The organism is Streptomyces sp. NPDC037273 (genome assembly GCF_055603625.1).
In genome coordinates this window covers 294,666-312,215 of the sequence record NZ_JBVJVO010000006.1, presented here as the reverse complement: position 1 = coordinate 312,215, position 17,550 = coordinate 294,666, and the positions used below count along the sequence as shown (strand labels likewise).

18 protein-coding genes and 2 tRNA genes are annotated in these 17,550 nt (G+C 70.1%); 5 read left to right on the top strand and 15 right to left on the bottom strand.

Going from position 1 to position 17,550, the window contains the following annotated elements; all coding sequences use genetic code 11:
* Positions 1-36 precede the first annotated feature (36 nt).
* Positions 37-2,040 carry a Stk1 family PASTA domain-containing Ser/Thr kinase gene (gene pknB / locus ACZ7G1_RS18970; protein ID WP_470874176.1) on the top strand — a complete coding sequence of 668 codons (2,004 nt, stop codon included), beginning with the start codon at positions 37-39 and terminating at the stop codon, positions 2,038-2,040.
* Positions 2,041-2,139: 99 nt separating this feature from the next.
* Here pknB and ACZ7G1_RS18965 read toward each other — a convergent pair whose 3' ends face one another.
* From ACZ7G1_RS18965 to ACZ7G1_RS18940, 6 genes are all read right to left on the bottom strand, one after another.
* Positions 2,140-2,817: a class E sortase gene (locus tag ACZ7G1_RS18965; RefSeq protein ID WP_470874174.1), complete on the bottom strand. Its 678-nt coding sequence runs from the start codon at positions 2,815-2,817 to the stop codon at positions 2,140-2,142.
* A gap of 37 nt (positions 2,818-2,854) precedes the next feature.
* Positions 2,855-4,045 carry a class E sortase gene (locus ACZ7G1_RS18960; protein WP_470874172.1) on the bottom strand — a complete coding sequence of 397 codons (1,191 nt, stop codon included), beginning with the start codon at positions 4,043-4,045 and terminating at the stop codon, positions 2,855-2,857.
* Positions 4,042-4,680, bottom strand: coding sequence for an aminodeoxychorismate/anthranilate synthase component II (locus ACZ7G1_RS18955; protein ID WP_470874170.1), 639 nt, complete (start codon positions 4,678-4,680; stop codon positions 4,042-4,044). The genes ACZ7G1_RS18960 and ACZ7G1_RS18955 overlap by 4 nt, the downstream gene beginning before the upstream one ends.
* Positions 4,677-4,838, bottom strand: coding sequence for a hypothetical protein (locus tag ACZ7G1_RS18950; protein WP_017240377.1), 162 nt, complete (start codon positions 4,836-4,838; stop codon positions 4,677-4,679). The genes ACZ7G1_RS18955 and ACZ7G1_RS18950 overlap by 4 nt, the downstream gene beginning before the upstream one ends.
* Before the next feature lie 64 nt (positions 4,839-4,902).
* On the bottom strand, positions 4,903-5,586 hold the full coding sequence (locus ACZ7G1_RS18945) for a class E sortase (protein ID WP_470874168.1): 684 nt from the start codon (positions 5,584-5,586) through the stop codon (positions 4,903-4,905).
* A gap of 22 nt (positions 5,587-5,608) precedes the next feature.
* On the bottom strand, positions 5,609-6,376 hold the full coding sequence (locus tag ACZ7G1_RS18940; protein WP_470874166.1) for a DUF881 domain-containing protein: 768 nt from the start codon (positions 6,374-6,376) through the stop codon (positions 5,609-5,611).
* A 140-nt stretch (positions 6,377-6,516) separates the two neighbouring features.
* Here ACZ7G1_RS18940 and crgA point away from each other — a divergent pair, with 140 nt between their 5' ends.
* Positions 6,517-6,771, top strand: a complete 255-nt coding sequence (crgA, locus tag ACZ7G1_RS18935; RefSeq protein ID WP_411109451.1) for a cell division protein CrgA — start codon at positions 6,517-6,519, stop codon at positions 6,769-6,771.
* A 294-nt stretch (positions 6,772-7,065) separates the two neighbouring features.
* On the opposite strand, the gene ACZ7G1_RS18930 is transcribed toward crgA, so the two are convergent.
* Together ACZ7G1_RS18930 and ACZ7G1_RS18925 are read right to left on the bottom strand one after the other, a co-directional pair.
* Positions 7,066-7,950 carry a rhomboid family intramembrane serine protease gene (locus tag ACZ7G1_RS18930; protein WP_470874164.1) on the bottom strand — a complete coding sequence of 295 codons (885 nt, stop codon included), beginning with the start codon at positions 7,948-7,950 and terminating at the stop codon, positions 7,066-7,068.
* A gap of 22 nt (positions 7,951-7,972) precedes the next feature.
* Positions 7,973-8,500 (bottom strand): peptidylprolyl isomerase, encoded by a 528-nt coding sequence (locus ACZ7G1_RS18925; protein ID WP_470874162.1) that lies wholly within the window; start codon positions 8,498-8,500, stop codon positions 7,973-7,975.
* Between the two features lie 201 nt (positions 8,501-8,701).
* On the opposite strand from ACZ7G1_RS18925, the gene ACZ7G1_RS18920 reads away from it, so the two are divergent.
* Positions 8,702-9,409: a DUF5324 family protein gene (locus tag ACZ7G1_RS18920; protein WP_470874160.1), complete on the top strand. Its 708-nt coding sequence runs from the start codon at positions 8,702-8,704 to the stop codon at positions 9,407-9,409.
* A 72-nt stretch (positions 9,410-9,481) separates the two neighbouring features.
* Here ACZ7G1_RS18920 and ACZ7G1_RS18915 read toward each other — a convergent pair whose 3' ends face one another.
* A complete protein-coding gene (locus tag ACZ7G1_RS18915; RefSeq protein ID WP_470874158.1) occupies positions 9,482-9,859 on the bottom strand; it encodes a DUF6344 domain-containing protein in 378 nt (125 codons plus the stop codon).
* Positions 9,860-10,147: 288 nt separating this feature from the next.
* A tRNA-Ala gene (locus ACZ7G1_RS18910) sits at positions 10,148-10,220 on the bottom strand.
* A gap of 129 nt (positions 10,221-10,349) precedes the next feature.
* Between ACZ7G1_RS18910 and ACZ7G1_RS18905 the strand changes: the two genes are divergently transcribed.
* Both ACZ7G1_RS18905 and ACZ7G1_RS18900 read left to right on the top strand, forming a co-directional pair.
* Positions 10,350-10,898, top strand: coding sequence for a helix-turn-helix domain-containing protein (locus ACZ7G1_RS18905; RefSeq protein WP_470874156.1), 549 nt, complete (start codon positions 10,350-10,352; stop codon positions 10,896-10,898).
* 64 nt (positions 10,899-10,962) lie between these two features.
* A complete protein-coding gene (locus ACZ7G1_RS18900; protein WP_470874154.1) occupies positions 10,963-12,336 on the top strand; it encodes a serine/threonine-protein kinase in 1,374 nt (457 codons plus the stop codon).
* A gap of 13 nt (positions 12,337-12,349) precedes the next feature.
* On the opposite strand, the gene ACZ7G1_RS18895 is transcribed toward ACZ7G1_RS18900, so the two are convergent.
* The 5 genes from ACZ7G1_RS18895 to gyrA form a co-directional block, all read right to left on the bottom strand.
* The gene (locus ACZ7G1_RS18895; protein ID WP_470874152.1) at positions 12,350-13,651 is read right to left on the bottom strand and encodes a hypothetical protein; all 1,302 of its coding nucleotides are present in this window, start codon (positions 13,649-13,651) and stop codon (positions 12,350-12,352) included.
* A gap of 106 nt (positions 13,652-13,757) precedes the next feature.
* A complete protein-coding gene (locus ACZ7G1_RS18890) occupies positions 13,758-13,892 on the bottom strand; it encodes a DLW-39 family protein (protein WP_003958712.1) in 135 nt (44 codons plus the stop codon).
* Between the two features lie 158 nt (positions 13,893-14,050).
* Positions 14,051-14,124, bottom strand: a tRNA-Ile gene (locus tag ACZ7G1_RS18885).
* 99 nt (positions 14,125-14,223) lie between these two features.
* Positions 14,224-14,805 carry a DUF3566 domain-containing protein gene (locus ACZ7G1_RS18880; RefSeq protein ID WP_470874150.1) on the bottom strand — a complete coding sequence of 194 codons (582 nt, stop codon included), beginning with the start codon at positions 14,803-14,805 and terminating at the stop codon, positions 14,224-14,226.
* Between the two features lie 106 nt (positions 14,806-14,911).
* A complete protein-coding gene (gyrA, locus tag ACZ7G1_RS18875; RefSeq protein WP_470874148.1) occupies positions 14,912-17,527 on the bottom strand; it encodes a DNA gyrase subunit A in 2,616 nt (871 codons plus the stop codon).
* Between the last annotated feature and the right edge of the window lie 23 nt (positions 17,528-17,550).

Genomic DNA, 17,550 nt, shown 5'->3' with positions numbered 1-17,550 from the left:
GTGCGGTCGGGACAGACGGAGAGGGCTGGATTAGCTATGGAAGAGCCGCGTCGCCTCGGCGGCCGGTACGAGCTGGGCTCGGTGCTCGGCCGTGGTGGCATGGCCGAGGTGTACCTCGCCCAGGACACCCGGCTCGGCCGCACCGTCGCCGTGAAGACGCTGCGGGCCGACCTGGCCCGTGATCCGTCCTTCCAGGCCCGGTTCCGCCGTGAGGCACAGTCCGCCGCCTCGCTGAACCACCCGGCGATCGTCGCGGTGTACGACACCGGTGAGGACTACGTCGACGGGGTCTCCATCCCGTACATCGTGATGGAGTACGTCGACGGGTCGACCCTGCGTGAGCTGCTGCACTCCGGGCGCAAGCTGCTGCCCGAGCGCACCCTCGAGATGACGGTCGGCATCCTCCAGGCGCTGGAGTACTCGCACCGCGCCGGCATCGTGCACCGTGACATCAAGCCGGCGAACGTCATGCTGACGCGCACCGGCCAGGTCAAGGTCATGGACTTCGGCATCGCGCGCGCCATGGGCGACGCGGGCATGACCATGACGCAGACCGCCGCGGTGATCGGCACGGCCCAGTACCTCTCCCCCGAGCAGGCCAAGGGCGAGCAGGTCGACGCCCGCTCCGACCTGTACTCGACGGGCTGCCTGCTCTACGAGCTCCTCACGGTCCGGCCGCCGTTCATCGGCGACTCCCCGGTCGCGGTCGCGTACCAGCACGTGCGCGAGGAGCCGCAGCCGCCGAGCAACTTCGACCCCGAGATCACGCCCGAGATGGACGCCATCGTCCTCAAGGCGCTGGTCAAGGACCCCGACTACCGCTACCAGTCCGCCGACGAGATGCGCGCGGACATCGAGGCCTGCCTCGACGGCCAGCCGGTCGCCGCGGCCGCCGCGATGGGGATGGGCATGGCGGGCGCGCCCGCGTACGGCGGGGGCTACGGCGGTTATCCGCCGGAGGACCAGCCGACCACGGCGCTGCGCCAGGCCGACCCGGGCGGCCAGACGTCGATGATGCCCCCGATCGGCGGGGACGACGGCTACGGCCACGGCTATGACGACCGTCCGGACCGCCGTCGCGGTGGCCAGAAGAAGTCGAACACCTCGACGATCCTGCTGGTCCTCGCGGGCATCCTGGTGCTCGTCGGCGCGATCTTCATCGGCGTCTCGCTCTTCGACAAGGAGAACGGCACGCAGCAGGTCGGCGTGCCCCAGCTGGTCGGCCAGGACATGAAGTCGGCGGCGACGCTCGCGAGCAACGCCCAGGTGAAGGTCCAGGAGGCCGGCACCGAGCGCTGCGACCAGCCCAAGGGCCTGATCTGCCGGCAGAACCCGGTCTCGGACAACGTGACCAAGATGAACGTCGGCGACACCGTCCAGGTGTACGTCTCCGAGGGCGCCCCCCTCATCGAGGTCCCGGACGTCGTCGAGCAGTCCCAGGAGCGCGCCGAGGAGACCCTTCAGGCCAAGGGCTTCAAGGTCAAGGTCGAGCAGCAGGAGTCCGACGAGGACCCCGGCACCGTCCTGAGCACCAACCCCCAGGGCGGCACCAAGGCCGAGAAGAACTCCGAGGTGACGATCACCGTCGCGAAGCAGAACCAGGTCACGGTTCCGCCGGTGGTCGGCAACCAGCTCGCCCAGGCCGAGCAGCAGCTCAAGGACCTGAAGTTCGTCGTGGTCACCGAGTACGTGGACTCCGACCAGCCCAAGGACCAGGTGCTCTCGCAGAGCGTGGAGGGCAAGGCTCCCGAGGGCTCCGAGGTCAAGCTCCGCGTCTCCAAGGGCCCGCAGCAGACCCAGGTCCAGATCCCCGGCGGTCTGGCGGGCAAGAAGTTCAAGGAGGTCAGGGAGATCCTCCAGAACATGGGCCTGACCAACGTGGTGCAGACGGGCTCCGACAAGGAGGACGCCATGGTGATGGGCACCACCCCGCCCGAGGGCTCGATGGTCAACACCACCGACCAGGTCACCGTCATCACGATCGGCGGCGGCGGGGACGGCAGCAACGGCGACAACCGCGGCGGCGGCTTCTTCGGCTAGCGGCCCCGACCTGCGAAGAGCTACGAACGGGAGAGCCCCGGCATCCAGGACGGATGCCGGGGCTCTCCCGTTTCCCGCGCTCACCGCCCTCCCGAGGGCTCAGCGCAGCTCCGCCGGCGGGGTGCGGTCGCGGTCGACCTTCTCGGTGCGCTCCAGTTCGCCCCAGACGATGTAGCGGTAGTCCGAGGTGTACATGGGGGTGCAGGTGGTGAGGGTGATGTAGCGGCCCGGCTTGGTCTTGCCGGATTCCTTGGGGACGGGCTGGAGGACGTCGACGTTGTACTTCGAGGTCTCGGGCAGGGTCTTGTAGACCTTGTAGACGAACCAGGTGTCCTTGGTCTCGAAGACGATCGAGTCCCCGGTCTTCAACTTGTGGATGTTGTGGAACTTGGCGCCGTGGCCGTCGCGGTGCGCGGCCAGCGTGAAGTTGCCCTGCTTGTCCTGCGGGAGCGCGGACTTGATCGGGTCGGTGTAGTAGCCGGCGACGCCGTGGTTGAGGACGTCGGTGCCGGTGCCCCGCTTCACCAGGACCTCGCCGTTCTTCATGGCGGGGACGTGGAGGAAGCCGATGCCGTCCTTGGTGTCGAGCGCGCCGGGGCCCTGGTCGGCCCACTGGTCGCGGACCTGGGCGCCGTCCTTGTCGGCGGCGCGGTCGGCGAGGACGTTGGTCCACCACAGCGAGTAGACGACGAAGAGGCCGAGCACGATGCCCGCCGTGATGAGGAGTTCGCCGAAGACGCTGATGATCCCGGCGATCCGGTTGCGCGCGCGTGCCACTAGGTCGTCCCGTCGTCCCGTCCGGAGGTGTGGGGTCTCAGCCTACGAGCGCCGCCGGCTTTCCCTTGCTGCGCGGGCGTTCCTCGACCAGCTTGCCCCACACGATCATGCGGTACGTGCTGGTGAACTCGGGCGTGCAGGTGGTCAGCGTGATGTACCGGCCGGGCTTGGTGAAGCCCGAGCCCTTCGGGACCGGCTCGATGACCGTGACGTTCGAGGGCGAGGTCTGCGGCAGGATGCTGGCCATCTCGTACGTGTAGTACGCGTTCTGCGTCTCGACGACGATCGGGTCGCCGGGCTTGAGGCGGTTGATGTAGCGGAACGGTTCGCCGTGGGTGTTGCGGTGGCCGGCGACGGCGAAGTTGCCCTGCTTGTCGGCGGGCATGGCCGTCTTGAGCTTGCCCTCGCCGTAGTGGCCGACCATGCCCTTGTCGAGGACCTTGGGCTTGCTGATGCCCTCGGCGATGGGGACGACGACGTCCAGCTTGGGGATGTACATGATGGCGAAGCCCTGGCCGGGCTCGAACGCCCCCGGCTTGCCGTCGTCGCCCTTCTCGCCGGTGTCGCCCTTGGCCCAGGTGTCCTCGATCTGCTCCTTGGCGCGGTCGGTCTCCTGGCCGGCGAGGACGTTCGTCCACCACAGCTGGTAGGTGACGAAGAGGAGCATGACGACGCCGAGGGTGATGAAGAGTTCCCCGACGGCCCGGCTGGCGATGACGCCGACGCTCTCTTTGGCCGCGCGGGCGGCGCGCCGGGCCTCGACGCGGGAGAGCGGCCGGCCGTCGGCGGGGGGCTGAGCGGGGGTCGCGGGGGCGGCGCCCCGGCCCTTGCCCCGGCCGCCCTTGGCCGCCTTGCGCCGTTCGGCCCGTCCGGGCCCGGGAAGGGGCTCCACGGCCCGCAGAGCCATCGTCTCGTCCCTCGGGGCTTCCGGGTCCTCCGCGGCCTCCAGAGCCCCACTGGGGGCCTCGTACACCGGCTCACGCACGTCCTCGTACCCGGGCTGCTCGTACCCGGGCTCGTGTGCAGCCCCATACGCCGGCTCGTACCCGGCTTCGTACGGGCTCTCGTACGCGACCACCGGCTCGGCCGCGTAACTGGGCTCATAAGGCGCGGCCTCGTAAGCCGTGGGCTCGTGCGGCGCGGGCTGGCCGTATGCGTACGGGTCGGTGGGTATCGGCTCGGGCTCCGGCGCGTTGGTCGCGCGGAACCAGGGGGAGCCCGTCGTCACGCGAGGGCCTTGCCCACCACCGGCGCGAGACCCGCCGACCGGCCGACCGCCCCCTTGTCGCCGCACTGCTCCAGCCAGTTGGCGAGCATCAGGTGACCGTGCTCGGTGAGGACCGACTCGGGGTGGAACTGGACGCCTTCGACGGGGAGTTCCCGGTGGCGCAGGCCCATGATGATGCCGTCCTCGGTCCGCGCGGTGACCTCGAGCTCGGCCGGCAGCGCGGCGGGCTCGGCGGCCAGCGAGTGGTAGCGGGTCGCGGTGAACGGCGAGGGCAGGCTGGCGAAGACGCCCTGGCCCTCGTGTGTGACGAGCGAGGTCTTGCCGTGCAGCAGCTCGGGCGCGCGGTCGACGACACCGCCGTACGCCACGGCCATCGACTGCATGCCGAGGCAGACGCCGAAGACGGGCACACCGGTGTCGGCACAGTGCCGGACCATGTCGATGCAGACGCCCGCCTGCTCGGGGGCGCCCGGTCCGGGCGAGAGGAGGACGCCGTCGAAACCGTCCTGGGCGTGGCTCAGCTCGACCTCGTCGTTGCGGAGGACTTCGCACTCGGCGCCGAGCTGGTAGAGGTACTGAACGAGGTTGAAGACGAAGCTGTCGTAGTTGTCGACGACGAGAATTCGCGCGCTCACTGGCCGTCCACCGTCACATCGTTGAACGGAAGCAGCGGCTCCGCCCAGGGGAACACGTACTGGAAGAGGACGTAGACGACCGCGAGGACCAGCACGATCGAGAGCAGCGCCCGTACCCACGCGTTGCCCGGCAGATGCCGCCAGATCCAGCCGTACATGACGTCGACCGCCCCTTCCGTTCGTTACGGGGACCAGAGTACGGGTCGCCGGGGCCGTGCAGGGTCAGCTGTCCAAAGCCTGTGGACGGCCGTCGGTCACCGGCTGGGTGGCGTCGAGGTGCGCCCAGACGACCAGCCGGTGGCTGCTGCCCCACTCGGGGTCGCAGGTGGTGAGGGTGAGGTAGCGGCCCGGCCCGCGGAAGCCCGACTTCCTGGGGACGGGATCGACGACGGCGACGTCGCTCGGCACGGTCCGGTGGGGTCCGCGGTCGATCCGGTACGTGAACCAGGTCGTCCCGTCGGTGAGGACGACCGCGTCACCGGCGCGGAGCCGCGGGAAGTCCTTGAACGGGTCGCCGTAGGTGCGGCGGTGTCCGGCCACGGCGAAGTTCCCCGTCTCGCCGAGCCGCCCGGTGGCCGCGTAGTGCCCGAGGCCCTTCTTGAGGACCCCGGTCCCGGTGCCTTCGAGGACCGGCCGTTTCCAGTCCTTGCCGAGCCGGGGGACGTACATGACCGCGATGCCCTTGCCGGGGGCGTACGGGGGACGCGCGCGCGTGGGGGCGGTTCCGGGTCCGGGAGCGGCCGCCACGGGAGCGTCCGCCCACTCGCGCCGGAGGATGTCGATCTGGGCGGCGCCGGCGATGTCCGCCTGGACGCCGGTCCAGTACAGGACGTACACGACGAAGAGGACGATGAGCGTGCCGACGGTGAGGCACAGCTCGCTGAAGGTCCGCACGACGAGGCGCAAGCGGCCCTCCGCTCTCCCGCTGTCAGCTCACCGGCTGCGCGTAGTGGAGGTCCACTGTGCCCGAGTAGCCCGGCAGAGTCACCGCCTTGTGCTCGTCGACTTTCCAGCCGAGCCCGTACGCCTTCACGTACAGCTGGTAGTTCTGGATCGCCGGGGAGTCCGCGAGGGCCTTGGTGAGCTTCCCGCGGTCGCCGACGGCGGTGACCTTGTACGGGGGCGAGTAGACGCGGCCCTGGAGGATCAGGGTGTTGCCGACGCAGCGCACGGCGCTGGTCGAGATGAGCCGCTGGTCCATGACGCGGATGCCCGTGGCGCCGCCCTGCCACAGGGCGTTGACGACGGCCTGGAGGTCCTGCTGGTGGATGACCAGGTCGTTGGCCTGCGGTTCGGGGTAGCCGGGGGCCGCCTGGGCGTTGGGCGGGGCGTCGTTGAGGGTGACGGTGAGGCCCGTGCCGGAGACCTCGGTGGTGCCCGCGGCCGCTTCGAGGGCGTCGAGTCTGGCGTCCTCCGCGCGGGTGGATCCGTCGTCGCGTGCGGCGAGCGCGTCGACCTCGGAGCGGAGGGTCGCGGTGGACTCGTCGAGGCCGGCGTTCTTGTGGCTGCGTTCCTCGATGAGGTCGGAGAGCCTGAGCAGCGAGGCGTCCGTGCGGATGTTGGTGCCCTTGGCCGTGTTGAAACTGGTCACGAAGATCAGTCCGGCGAGGCCGAAAACGGCAAGGGTGAGCACCCGGACGGGGCGCCACCTCGTGGTGCGGCCCGGCCCTTCGGGAGTGTCGGCGGAATTGCTCAACGTACCCTGATCCCCTTCGGTGCCGCGGAACCACTACGCTAACGGACGCCTGGGGGACGCAGTCGTCCTCCTTCGTCACATCCCGGCGCCAGCCACAGTTCCCTGCGCGGTCACGCAGCGCATCGACAGGAGAGTCCCTCGTGCCGAAGTCACGGATCCGCAAGAAGGCCGACTTCACGCCCCCGCCCGCCAAGCAGGCGACCAACATCAAGCTGACGAACCGCAGCTGGGTGGCGCCCGTGATGCTGGCGCTGTTCGCCATCGGTCTGGTGTGGATCGTGGTCTTCTACGTCACCGACGGTTCGCTGCCGCTCGAGTCGATCCGGAACTGGAACATCGTGGTGGGCTTCGGCTTCATCGCGGCCGGATTCGGTGTCTCCACGCAGTGGAAGTAGCGGGGACTTAGCGGCCGTACCGGCTGCTCGTCAAGCTCTCCCCTGAACTTATCCACAGCGTTGTGCACAGCACTGGATAACTTACGAAGATCTGTGGATAACTCGCACGAGGTTGACGCCGGTATGACCGGAATCACCCCCGCGGCAAGGCCACGCGCCCCTCGCCTCCCTGGAGAAAGACCAGGTCAGAGGCGGGGGGTGCGGTCTTTCCCCACGACGGGGGAAAGATCCGCCACACACTGTGGATAACTCTGGGGAAAGCTCACAGAAGAGCTCTTCCACAGGCCGGTGCGCTCAGGTGAGCGCGGCCGAGCGGGCGAGCACGATCCCCAGGTCGAGCAGCAGCACCGCACCGCAGACCGCGTACTGCACGAGGTCCCGGCGGGCCCGGGGCGCGTGCAGCAGCCCGTACGCGACGAGGGCGCCGCCCACGAGACCGCCCACGTGCGCCTCCCAGGAGATCCCCGGACGGGTGAAGGTCATCAGCAGCGAGAGCGCCACGAAGAGGACCACCGGACGCATGTCGTGGCGGCGCCGACGGGCCAGGACGACCCAGGCGCCGATGAGGCCGTAGACGATCCCGGAGGCACCCAGCGAGGGCTGGTTCGGCGCGGCGACCAGATAGGCGAGCGTGGAGCCCGAGAGCCCGGAGAGCAGGCACAGCACCGCGTAGCGGACCCGGCCGAGCTCGGGTTCGACGATCCCGCCGATCACCCACAGGCCGATCACGTTGAAGAGGATGTGCCAGACCTCCTCGTGCAGGACGGTCGAGGTCAGCAGCCGGTACCACTCGCCGTCCGCGACCCCCACCACCTCGCCGAGGAGCGGGTTGTAGGCGTAGCCGATGAGCACCAGCTCGTCGACGAACCGCTCCCCGAGGACGAGCACGGCGAGGTAGACCGCGAGGTTGATCCCGATGAGGATCTTGGTGACGAAGTGGGGGTCCGAGGCCACCCGGCCGCCCGCAAGCGTCCGGGGCTGGTTGGCGTCGGGCGCGTGGCCGGTCCCCGAGCCGTTGCGCACGCAGTCGGGGCACTGGAAGCCGACCGAGGCGGAGACCATGCACTGCGGGCAGATCGGCTTCTCGCAGCGCGTGCAGCGGATGCCGGTCTCGGCCTCGGGGTGGCGGTAGCAGCGCGGCGGACCCGACTGCGGGGTGCCGGAGGGTCGCGGTTCCATGGAGGTGCCCGTCCCTTCCGCCTCAGCGCTTCTCGATCACCACGGACTCGATCACCACGTCCTGGACCGGACGCTCGGTGTGCGGGTCGGTCGCGCCGGTCGCGATCGCGTCCACGACCTTCCGGCTCTCCTTGTCCACGACCTCGCCGAAGATGGTGTGCTTGCGGTTCAGCCAGGTCGCGGGGGCGACGGTGACGAAGAACTGCGAGCCGTTGGTGCCCGGGCCCGCGTTGGCCATCGCCAGCAGGTAGGGGCGGTCGAAGAAGAGCTCCGGGTGGAACTCGTCGGCGAACTCGTAGCCGGGGCCGCCGGTGCCGTTCCCCAGCGGGTCGCCGCCCTGGATCATGAAGCCCTTGATGACCCGGTGGAACGTCGTGCCGTCGTAGAGCGGGTCCTTGGAGACCGCCCCGGTCGCGGGGTGCGTCCACTCGCGCTCGCCGGTGGCGAGTTCGACGAAGTTCCGGACCGTCTTCGGTGCGTGGAACGGCATCAGCCGCACCTCGATGTCACCCAGGCTCGTCTTGAGGATCGCGTACTGCTGCTCGGCCACGGTCGCCTTCCGTCCACGTCGGTTCGCGCATGTCACGTCTGCGTCTGTCACTGGCGGTCCGATCCTCGCATGCCCCCGCCGCCGGACGGCCATGCCCCGGATGCCCGCCCCGCATGCCGGACCACGATCCGACGGGCATGATTCCGAAAAGGATGGAAAGGTGAAAAACCGACATCGTCGCCACCGAGGAGGAGGAATCCCGTGACCCGCATGGACAGCGTGCGCGCCGCGACAGATTCGGCGAAGGAGAGCGTCCTGCACGCCGCGGAAGTGGTGGCGCCGTACGCCGGCACGGCCAAGGACCAGGCCGCGCACTACGCGCACGAGGCGCGAGTCGCGCTCGCGCCGAAGGTCTCGAAAGCCGCCCGGCTCTGCCGGGCACAGGCTCGTACGCAGTACGACTCGTATGTCGCACCGCACGTACCGCCGCGGGTCGACGCGGCCGCACACACTGCGGCGGTCAAGACCCGCTGGGCCGCCCGTCAGGCGGCCGACTACACCGTTCCGCGTGTCGAGCACGCGGTCGCCGCGACCGGTCCCGTCCTTGAGGAGGCCGGGTCGCGTTCCACCGCCGCCTGGGCCGCGCTGCGCGGTCAGGTGACGCCGAAGGAAATCCGGAAGATCGTGAAGAAGCACGAGCGCCGGGCCAAGGCCGGACGCCTCGCCAAGGGCCTTCTGGTCCTCGGCGTCGTCGCCGGCGGCGTCTTCGCCGCCTGGTTGTGGTGGGACAAGCAGGCCAATCCCGACTGGCTTGTCGAGCCGCCCGCTCCCACCGATGTGGAGGAGGAGAACGGACTCACGTCCGTCGACGGCAGTGGCAGTTCCCTCGACCCCGAGGTGGAGGCCAAGCAGACCGAAGCCGAAGCAGCCGCCGCGGCCGAAGCCGCCGAACGCGACGAGCGCCGCTGACCGGCCGAACTCCTACCGGGTCCTGCGAAGTGGGTACGGGTGTGGGGAGTGCGCATGTCGTCTCCCCGCGCCCTACGCGGCCGCGGCGAGGGCGAGCTCGGTGAGGGCGGCCGGGTCGCTCTCCGTCACGGGCGTGGCGGAGGACCGCTGACGCGCGGAGGGCGAGGAGCCGTGGGCCTCGGCGGCGATGCGCTGCTTGATGGTGGGCGGCAGCGAACGGGCGCCGGCGAGCGGCCACCGGTGCGTCCGCTGTGCCGGTACGGAGGCGAGCGCGCGCTCCCCCTTGGTGGCGGGGACGAGGGCGGCGGCGGGGCCGGCCGGCTCCTCGGGCTGCTGCACGGCGGGCTGCTGAGCCGCGGCGGCGGTGTTCGCCAGGCCGACGGAGGCGAGCAGGGCGAAGAGGACGGAGATGAAGGCGGTCCAGAACTGCTTGACCTTGGCGGTGGCCATGGCCCCTCACTTTCGTGTCGTTCTCGGATGGTTCATTTCGGATTGCGCGCTTTTCGTACCTTCCTCATGATGTGGATGCGCGCCCGATTTCCGCGGACCGACGCCACCGCCGCGCAGTTCTTCCGATGAACACCACCCGTACGGACCAGCACGGGCCCCTCACCGCGGGCCACCACGGGCCACCGCGTCCGGCGACCGCCCCGCGGCCACCCCCCGCCGCTCCTGGCGAAACGGGCAAAAAAATACCCCCCGACCGCGTTTCCGCAGGTCAAGGGGGATTTTTCCGAGTGGAGCCTAGGGGAGTCGAACCCCTGACATCTGCCATGCAAAGACAGCGCTCTACCAACTGAGCTAAGGCCCCGGAACGAGGACAGCGTACCCGGTCACCCCCCATGTCCGGCAAAAGGATTGGGACTCCCGGTCAGCGACCACTCTCCGTAAGATGCTGACCGAGGTTCGCAGTGGCGAACCGCAGGGATGGGGAGAAGTGATGGACACAGCGCAGCAGGAAGCCACGGCAAGAGCCAGAGAGCTTCAGCGCAGTTGGTACGGGGAGCCGCTGGGGGCGCTCTTCCGTCGGCTGATCGACGATCTCGGGCTCAACCAGGCCAGGCTCGCCGCCGTGCTCGGGCTCTCCGCGCCCATGCTGTCCCAGCTGATGAGCGGCCAGCGGGCCAAGATCGGCAACCCCGCCGTCGTCCAGCGTGTCCAGGCCCTCCAGGAACTCGCCGTCCAGGTCGCCGACGGCAGCGTCAGCGCCGCCGAGGCCACCGACCGGATGGACGAGATCAAGAAGTCCCAGGGCGGTTCCGTTCTCACCGCCACGGGTCAGGCCGCCCCCGGTGCGGGCGCTCCCACCGTGCGCCGCGTGGTCCGCGAGATCCAGTCGCTGCTGCGCTCCGTGGCCGCCGCGGGCGACATCATCGACGCCGCCGACTCCCTCGCCCCCGCCCACCCGGAACTGGCAGAGTTCCTCCGGGTGTACGGCGCCGGGCGCACCGGGGACGCGGTCGCGCACTACGAGTCGCACCAGAACTGACGCGGGAGCCGGCAAGCGGGCCGGCACCGCCGAGAGACGACGCACGGGGAGCGGGCGCAGCGCCATGGGTGAGGTCTTCGCTGGTCGGTACGAGCTGATCGACCCGATCGGCAGGGGTGGGGCGGGCGCCGTCTGGCGGGCCTGGGACCACCGGCGCCGCCGTTATGTGGCGGCCAAGGTGCTCCTCCAGAGCGACGCGCACACCCTGCTGCGGTTCGTCCGCGAGCAGGCGCTGCGGATCGACCACCCGCACGTCCTCGCCCCGGCGAGCTGGGCGGCCGACGACGACAAGGTCCTGTTCACCATGGACCTGGTGGCCGGCGGCTCCCTGGCGCACGTCATCGGCGACTACGGCGCGCTGCCGCCCCGGCTCGTCTGCACCCTGCTCGACCAGCTGCTCTCCGGTCTGGCCACGGTGCACGCCGAGGGCGTCGTCCACCGGGACATCAAGCCCGCCAACATCCTCATGGAGGTCACCGGCAGCGGACGGCCGCACCTGCGGCTGTCCGACTTCGGCATCTCCATGCGGAAGGGCGAGCCCCGGCTCACCGAGACCAACTACGTGGTGGGAACGCCCGGTTATTTCGCGCCCGAACAACTCATGGGCGCCGAGCCCGACTTCACCGCCGACCTCTTCGCGGTCGGCCTGGTCGCGCTCTATCTGCTCCAGGGCCGCAGGCCCGACTCCCAGGTCCTGGTCGAGCACTTCGTCACGCACGGCACGCCCGGCGCCCCCCAGGGCATCCCGGAGCCCCTGTGGCAGGTCCTCGCCGGGCTGCTCCAGCCCGATCCGCAGGCCCGCTTCCGGACGGCCACGGGTGCGCGCAAGGCGCTGAGCGCCGCCGTCGAGATGCTGCCCGAGCCCGCCGCGGGCGAGGCGCCGATCGAGATCCGCGACCGGCTCGGCCCGCTGCCCGCCGGCTTCGGCCCCCAGGGCCCGACGGGCCCCGCCGCGCCGGAGGCCCCGGCCGCGCCGCCGTTCCCCGCCGACGCCGTACCGGCTCCCACCACCGCACCGGGCCCCGTACCCGTACCGGCGGGGCAGCAGCCCGCCCAGGCACCCGTACAGCCCGTACAGCCCCCACACCCCGCTCACCAGCCACAGCACCAGCCGCAGCCGCACCACCAGCCCCAGCCCGGGTTCCCGCCCGCGCAGCCGGTGCCGGTGCCGGTCGCCTCGGAGACGGGCAGCTTCCATCTGCCCCCGCCGGTCGCGCATCCCGCCACCCCCTCCCTGGACCAGGCCCCCACGTCCGCGGCGCCGTACGGACAAGCCCCTACTCATCCATACACCGCTCGACCGCCTCAGGTTCCCGGTCAGCCGGGTCGGACTTCCCCCGTACGCCGACCGGGACCGCCCCCGAAGGTGGCGGTCCCGGTCCTGCTGCTCGCGCTGGTCTGCTTCGCCGTCGGCTTCTGGGCCCTCACCCAGGTCTGAGCCGGCCCGGGTTCTAGGCCGCCCGCCTCCGGGCCAGCAGCGTCCACGCGCCCAGGCCGAGCAGCAGGACCGTTCCGCTGCCGATGCCGGCGGCCGCGACGACCTTCATGGAGTCGCTCCGTTCGGCGGCGAGCACCCCGCTCGCGCCGCTCGCGCCGCTTTCGGCGGCGTCCCGGTCGCCGTCGGTCACGGCGAACGGCCCGGGGTCGCCGTCGTACCCGGGCTCGGGCTTCCTGGTGCCCGTGAGGTTGATCCGCAGCGTCAGCGGAACCGCCTTGTCCCCGTACTCCTTGGCGATCTCCGGGCTGAGCGTGGCCGCCAGGTAGTACCAGCCGGCGAAGCGCATCCCGCTGGTGGCCTCCTCGTACGAGGTGCGGTTCTCGTGGGCGACGGGCCGCAGCGGGCCGAGGGCGACCGTCGCGGGCTTCCCGTCGTAGCTGCCGGTGTTCTCGTCGACGTGCCCGAGCGCCGGGTTCTCCAGGGAGAGCGCGAGGGCGCTGCCCACGTACTCGTCGGCGGCGGCGCTGCTGCCGAGCTCGGCGGTGGCGTACAGCTGCTGGCCCCAGTCGACCGGCACGCGGTAGAAGAGCGTCTGGCCGGGCCGGATGTCGGACCGCCACTCGCCCTGGGCCAGGGAGACGGCGTCATGGACGCCGGAGCCGCCCTGGCGGGGCTTGGGGCCGCCGGTGGGAGGCGCGGGCGTGCCGGAGGGCCAGGCGGACGGGAGCGCGGTCGGGCCGGCCTTCTTGAGGAGCGGCTCGGACAGGTGCCGGATCTCCAGTTCCCAGTCGTCCGGGGAGGACGTGGCCTTGGACTCCCGCTCGACGAGCACGTAGAAGGCGCCGGCCTTCTGGCAGCTGGAGCTGTCCGGGTCGACGACGCGCCGCGCGTAGCCGGCGAGGGGGCGCGGGTAGTCGGCGGACGAGAAGCTGACCTGCTGGTAGCCGCACTCGGTGCCGGTGCCGTCCTGCATGCTGACCCGGAAGCCGTCGCCGTACTCGACCTTGCCGCCCGTCCTGGGGACGGCGACGACGGAGACGTACGCGTTCCGCTTGTCGTCGAGGTCGACCCGGTAGTAGACCTTGCCGCCCTTCTTGAGGGTGCTGCGGTAGGTCCCGCCGGACTTCAGCTGTACCGCGTCCGAGCTGGAGGCGGCCCCCTGGACGCGCTGGGCGGTGCTGTCGAAGGTGTACGGCGGGAGCGCGGCCCCTTCGGCCGCCTGCGCCCCGCCGGGCAGTGCGGCCACGGCACCCACCGCGGCGGCCGCCGTGAGCAGGGCCCCCGCCCTCCGGCCGAAGCCGGCCTGCGTCTTCACACGAGCTCCTTCTCTTCACTCAAGCAAGTGATCACATTGCTCAGGCAAAGCAAAGCCCCGGCCCGCTCACGCGCGGCCGGGGCTTCACCCACAGACGGTCTTCGTCTCAGACACCCGAACCTGCGGGCACGGAGTCGGTCGCCTCCGTCCACAGATCCTGCTCGGCGCGATCCGCCTGGATCTGGCGGTACACGAGGAGCCCGCCGATGGCGGCCAGTGCGACCAGGAGAAGCTTCTTCACCGCGCGACCTCGTCTTTCGTTGACGTAGGAGACTTCTGACGCCCACTCTACACATCGACCGATACCGATCGGTGACCTGTACGGGCTTCAAACCTTCAACCGGCCCCGGAGAAACAAATCGACCCGGACGGATGAACCGTCCGGGTCGATCTTCACTGTGGGGCTAACAGGATTTGAACCTGTGGCCTCATCCTTATCAGGGATGCGCTCTAACCAACTGAGCTATAGCCCCGCCGCGCTTTGCGGTGTGTGTCCCGCGCGCTGACTCCTGAACATTAGCGCACGTGGGGGCCAGTCCCAAAATCCGTATGCCCGGACGGCCCCCCGCGCCCTACTCGTCCTCGGCCAGCGTCAGCTCGACACCGCCCACGAACCCGGCCGACAGGTTGTAGATGAACGCGCCCAGCGTCGCCAGGGCGGTCATCAGGACCACGTCGATCACGGCGATGACCGAGGTGAACATCAGCACCCTCGGCAGCGACAGGAAGGACTGCAGGTCGAAGCCGTTGGACTCGTTGGAGCCCGTGGCCTCGCTGATCGTGCCGCCGACCGTGGAGAAGACGCCCATGGCGTCCATGACCATCCACAGCACCGCCGCGGCCACGATCGTGCAGATGCCCAGCGCGATGGAGAGCAGGAAGCTCACCTTCATCACCGACCACGGATCGGCCTTGGCCACCCGCAGCCGCGCCTTGCGCGTACGGGGCGTGGTGCGCGCCCCCGTACGCGGCCGGCGCACGGCACCGGTCTGGCCGCCCTGCGTACCGCCCGGCCGGCCGCCCGGCGCCGAAGCGCCGTACGCCTGCGGAGGGTGGTACGGACCACCCGGCTGCTGCGCTCCCGCGCGCTCGCCGGGCAGCGGCCCGTTGTACGTCTCGTACGACGAGGGCTGCTGCCCCCGAGTGTCCGTCACCGCAACCCCCTGGGAGTCCGTGGCGGAGCCACGGGCGCCGTTCGCTCCAGCACCAGCAGAAGCTCCGGCGGCCGCCGATCCGGCGCCCGTGGCTCCACTCACGCTCTTACTCCTCGTGCTCCCCGGCCGAGGACTCGGTGCCCTCGACTGCCTCGACTGCCTCGACACCGGCCGCCGCCTCGGTCGCCTCGACGGCGCCATCGGCGTCGTCCTCGGCGTCCTCGTCGTCGCCACCGGCCTCGGCGTTCCGTGCGATGCCGACGACGGCATCGCGCTTGCCCAGGTTGATCAGCTGGACGCCCATGGTGTCACGGCCGGTCTCCCTGACTTCGTTGACTCGCGTACGAATCACACCGCCGGACAGCGTGATGGCGAGGATCTCGTCGGTCTCCTCGACCACCAGCGCGCCCACGAGCGAGCCGCGGTCCTCCACGATCTTGGCGGCCTTGATACCGAGGCCGCCACGGCCCTGGACGCGGTACTCGTCGACGGGGGTGCGCTTCGCGTACCCGCCGTCGGTCGCGGTGAAGACGAACGTACCGGGCCGGACGACATTCATCGAGAGCAGTTCGTCGTCCTCGCGGAAACTCATCCCCTTGACGCCCGACGTGGCACGTCCCATCGGGCGCAGCGCGTCGTCCGTGGCGGTGAAGCGGATCGACTGCGCCTTCTTGCTCACCAGCAGCAGGTCGTCCTCGGAGGAGACCAGCTCGGCGCCGATCAGCTCGTCGTCGCTGCCGTCCTCCCGCTCACGCAGGTTGATGGCGATGACGCCGCCCGAGCGGGGCGAGTCGTAGTCCTTCAGCGCGGTCTTCTTGACCAGGCCGGCCTTGGTGGCGAGCACCAGGTAGGGCGCGGCGTCGTAGTCGCGGATCGCGAGGATCTGGGCGATCTGCTCGTCCGGCTGGAAGGCCAGCAGGTTGGCCACGTGCTGGCCGCGGGCGTCCCGGCCGGCGTCGGGGAGCTCGTACGCCTTGACGCGGTAGACCCGGCCCTTGTTGGTGAAGAAGAGCAGCCAGTGGTGGGTGGTGGAGACGAAGAAGTGGTCGACGATGTCGTCCTGCTTCAGCTTCGCCCCGCGCACGCCCTTGCCGCCGCGCTTCTGCGAGCGGTAGTCCTCGGTCTTCGTCCGCTTCACGTAGCCGCCACGCGTGATGGTGACGACGATGTCCTCCTCGGCGATCAGGTCCTCGATGGACATGTCACCGTCGAAGGGCACGAGCTTGGACCGGCGGTCGTCGCCGAACTTCTCGACGAGCGCGGCCAGCTCCTCGCTGACGATCGTGCGCTGGCGCTCGGGGGAGGCCAGGATCGCGTTGTACTCGTTGATCTTCGCCTGGAGCTCGTCGTGCTCGGCGATGATCTTCTGGCGCTCCAGGGCCGCCAGGCGACGGAGCTGCATCTCCAGGATCGCGTTGGCCTGGATCTCGTCGATCGCCAGCAGGCCCATCAGACCGGTGCGGGCGACGTCGACGGTCTCGCTGCGGCGGATGAGGGCGATGACCTCGTCGATCGCGTCGAGGGCCTTGAGGAGGCCGCGCAGGATGTGGGCGCGCTCCTCGGCCTTGCGCAGCCGGAACTTCGTCCGGCGGACGATGACCTCGATCTGGTGCGTCACCCAGTGGCGGATGAACGCGTCGAGCGAGAGCGTGCGCGGCACGCCGTCGACGAGCGCCAGCATGTTGGCGCCGAAGTTCGTCTGGAGGTCGGTGTGCTTGTACAGGTTGTTGAGGACGACCTTGGCGACGGCGTCGCGCTTGAGCACGATGACGAGGCGCTGGCCGGTGCGGGACGAGGTCTCGTCGCGGACGTCGGCGATGCCGCCGATCTTGCCGTCCTTGACGAGGTCGGCGATCTTCTGCGCGAGGTTGTCCGGGTTGGTCTGGTACGGAAGCTCCGTGACCACCAGGCACTGGCGGTTCTGGATCTCCTCGACCTCGACGACCGCGCGCATCGTGATGGAGCCGCGGCCGGTGCGGTACGCCTCCTCGATGCCCTTGCGGCCGACGACGAGCGCGCCGGTCGGGAAGTCGGGGCCCTTGATGCGCTCGATGAGCGCGTCGAGGAGCTCCTCGTGGGACGCCTCGGGGTGGGCCAGGTACCACTGCGCGCCGTCCGCGACCTCGCGGAGGTTGTGCGGCGGGATGTTGGTGGCCATGCCGACGGCGATACCGGCGGAGCCGTTGATCAGCAGGTTCGGGAAGCGGGACGGCAGGACCGTCGGCTCCTGGTTGCGGCCGTCGTAGTTGTCCTGGAAGTCGACGGTCTCCTCGTCGATGTCCCGGAGCATCTCCATCGACAGCGTCATGAGCTTGCACTCGGTGTACCGCATGGCGGCGGCCGGGTCGTTGCCCGGGGAACCGAAGTTGCCGTTGGAGTCGACGAGCGGCATGCGCATCGACCAGGGCTGGGCGAGGCGGACGAGCGCGTCGTAGATCGAGGAGTCGCCGTGCGGGTGGTACGTACCCATGACGTCACCGACGACGCGGGCGCACTTGTAGAAGCCCTTCTCGGGCCGGTAGCCGCCGTCGTACATCGCGTACAGCACGCGCCGGTGGACGGGCTTGAGGCCGTCCCGGACGTCGGGCAGCGCGCGGGACACGATGACGGACATCGCGTAGTCGAGGTACGAGCGCTGCATCTCGGTCTCGAGCCCGACGGGCTCGATCCGGAGCACGGGCTCCTGCTCTTCGGTGGTGCCGGAAGTGTTTTCGTCGGCCATTGCTGGTCGTCAGTCCTTTCGTA

Bases quoted from the DNA above. Each gene is read 5' to 3' on its own strand.
- ACZ7G1_RS18930 (WP_470874164.1), bottom strand. From the start codon at position 7,950: ATGGAACCGCGACCCTCCGGCACCCCGCAGTCGGGTCCGCCGCGCTGC.
- ACZ7G1_RS18900 (WP_470874154.1), top strand. From the start codon at position 10,963: ATGGGTGAGGTCTTCGCTGGTCGGTACGAGCTGATCGACCCGATCGGC.
- ACZ7G1_RS18915 (WP_470874158.1), bottom strand. From the start codon at position 9,859: ATGGCCACCGCCAAGGTCAAGCAGTTCTGGACCGCCTTCATCTCCGTC.
- ACZ7G1_RS18905 (WP_470874156.1), top strand. From the start codon at position 10,350: ATGGACACAGCGCAGCAGGAAGCCACGGCAAGAGCCAGAGAGCTTCAG.
- pknB (WP_470874176.1), top strand. From the start codon at position 37: ATGGAAGAGCCGCGTCGCCTCGGCGGCCGGTACGAGCTGGGCTCGGTG.
- gyrA (WP_470874148.1), bottom strand. From the start codon at position 17,527: ATGGCCGACGAAAACACTTCCGGCACCACCGAAGAGCAGGAGCCCGTG.
- ACZ7G1_RS18950 (WP_017240377.1), bottom strand. From the start codon at position 4,838: ATGTACGGCTGGATCTGGCGGCATCTGCCGGGCAACGCGTGGGTACGG.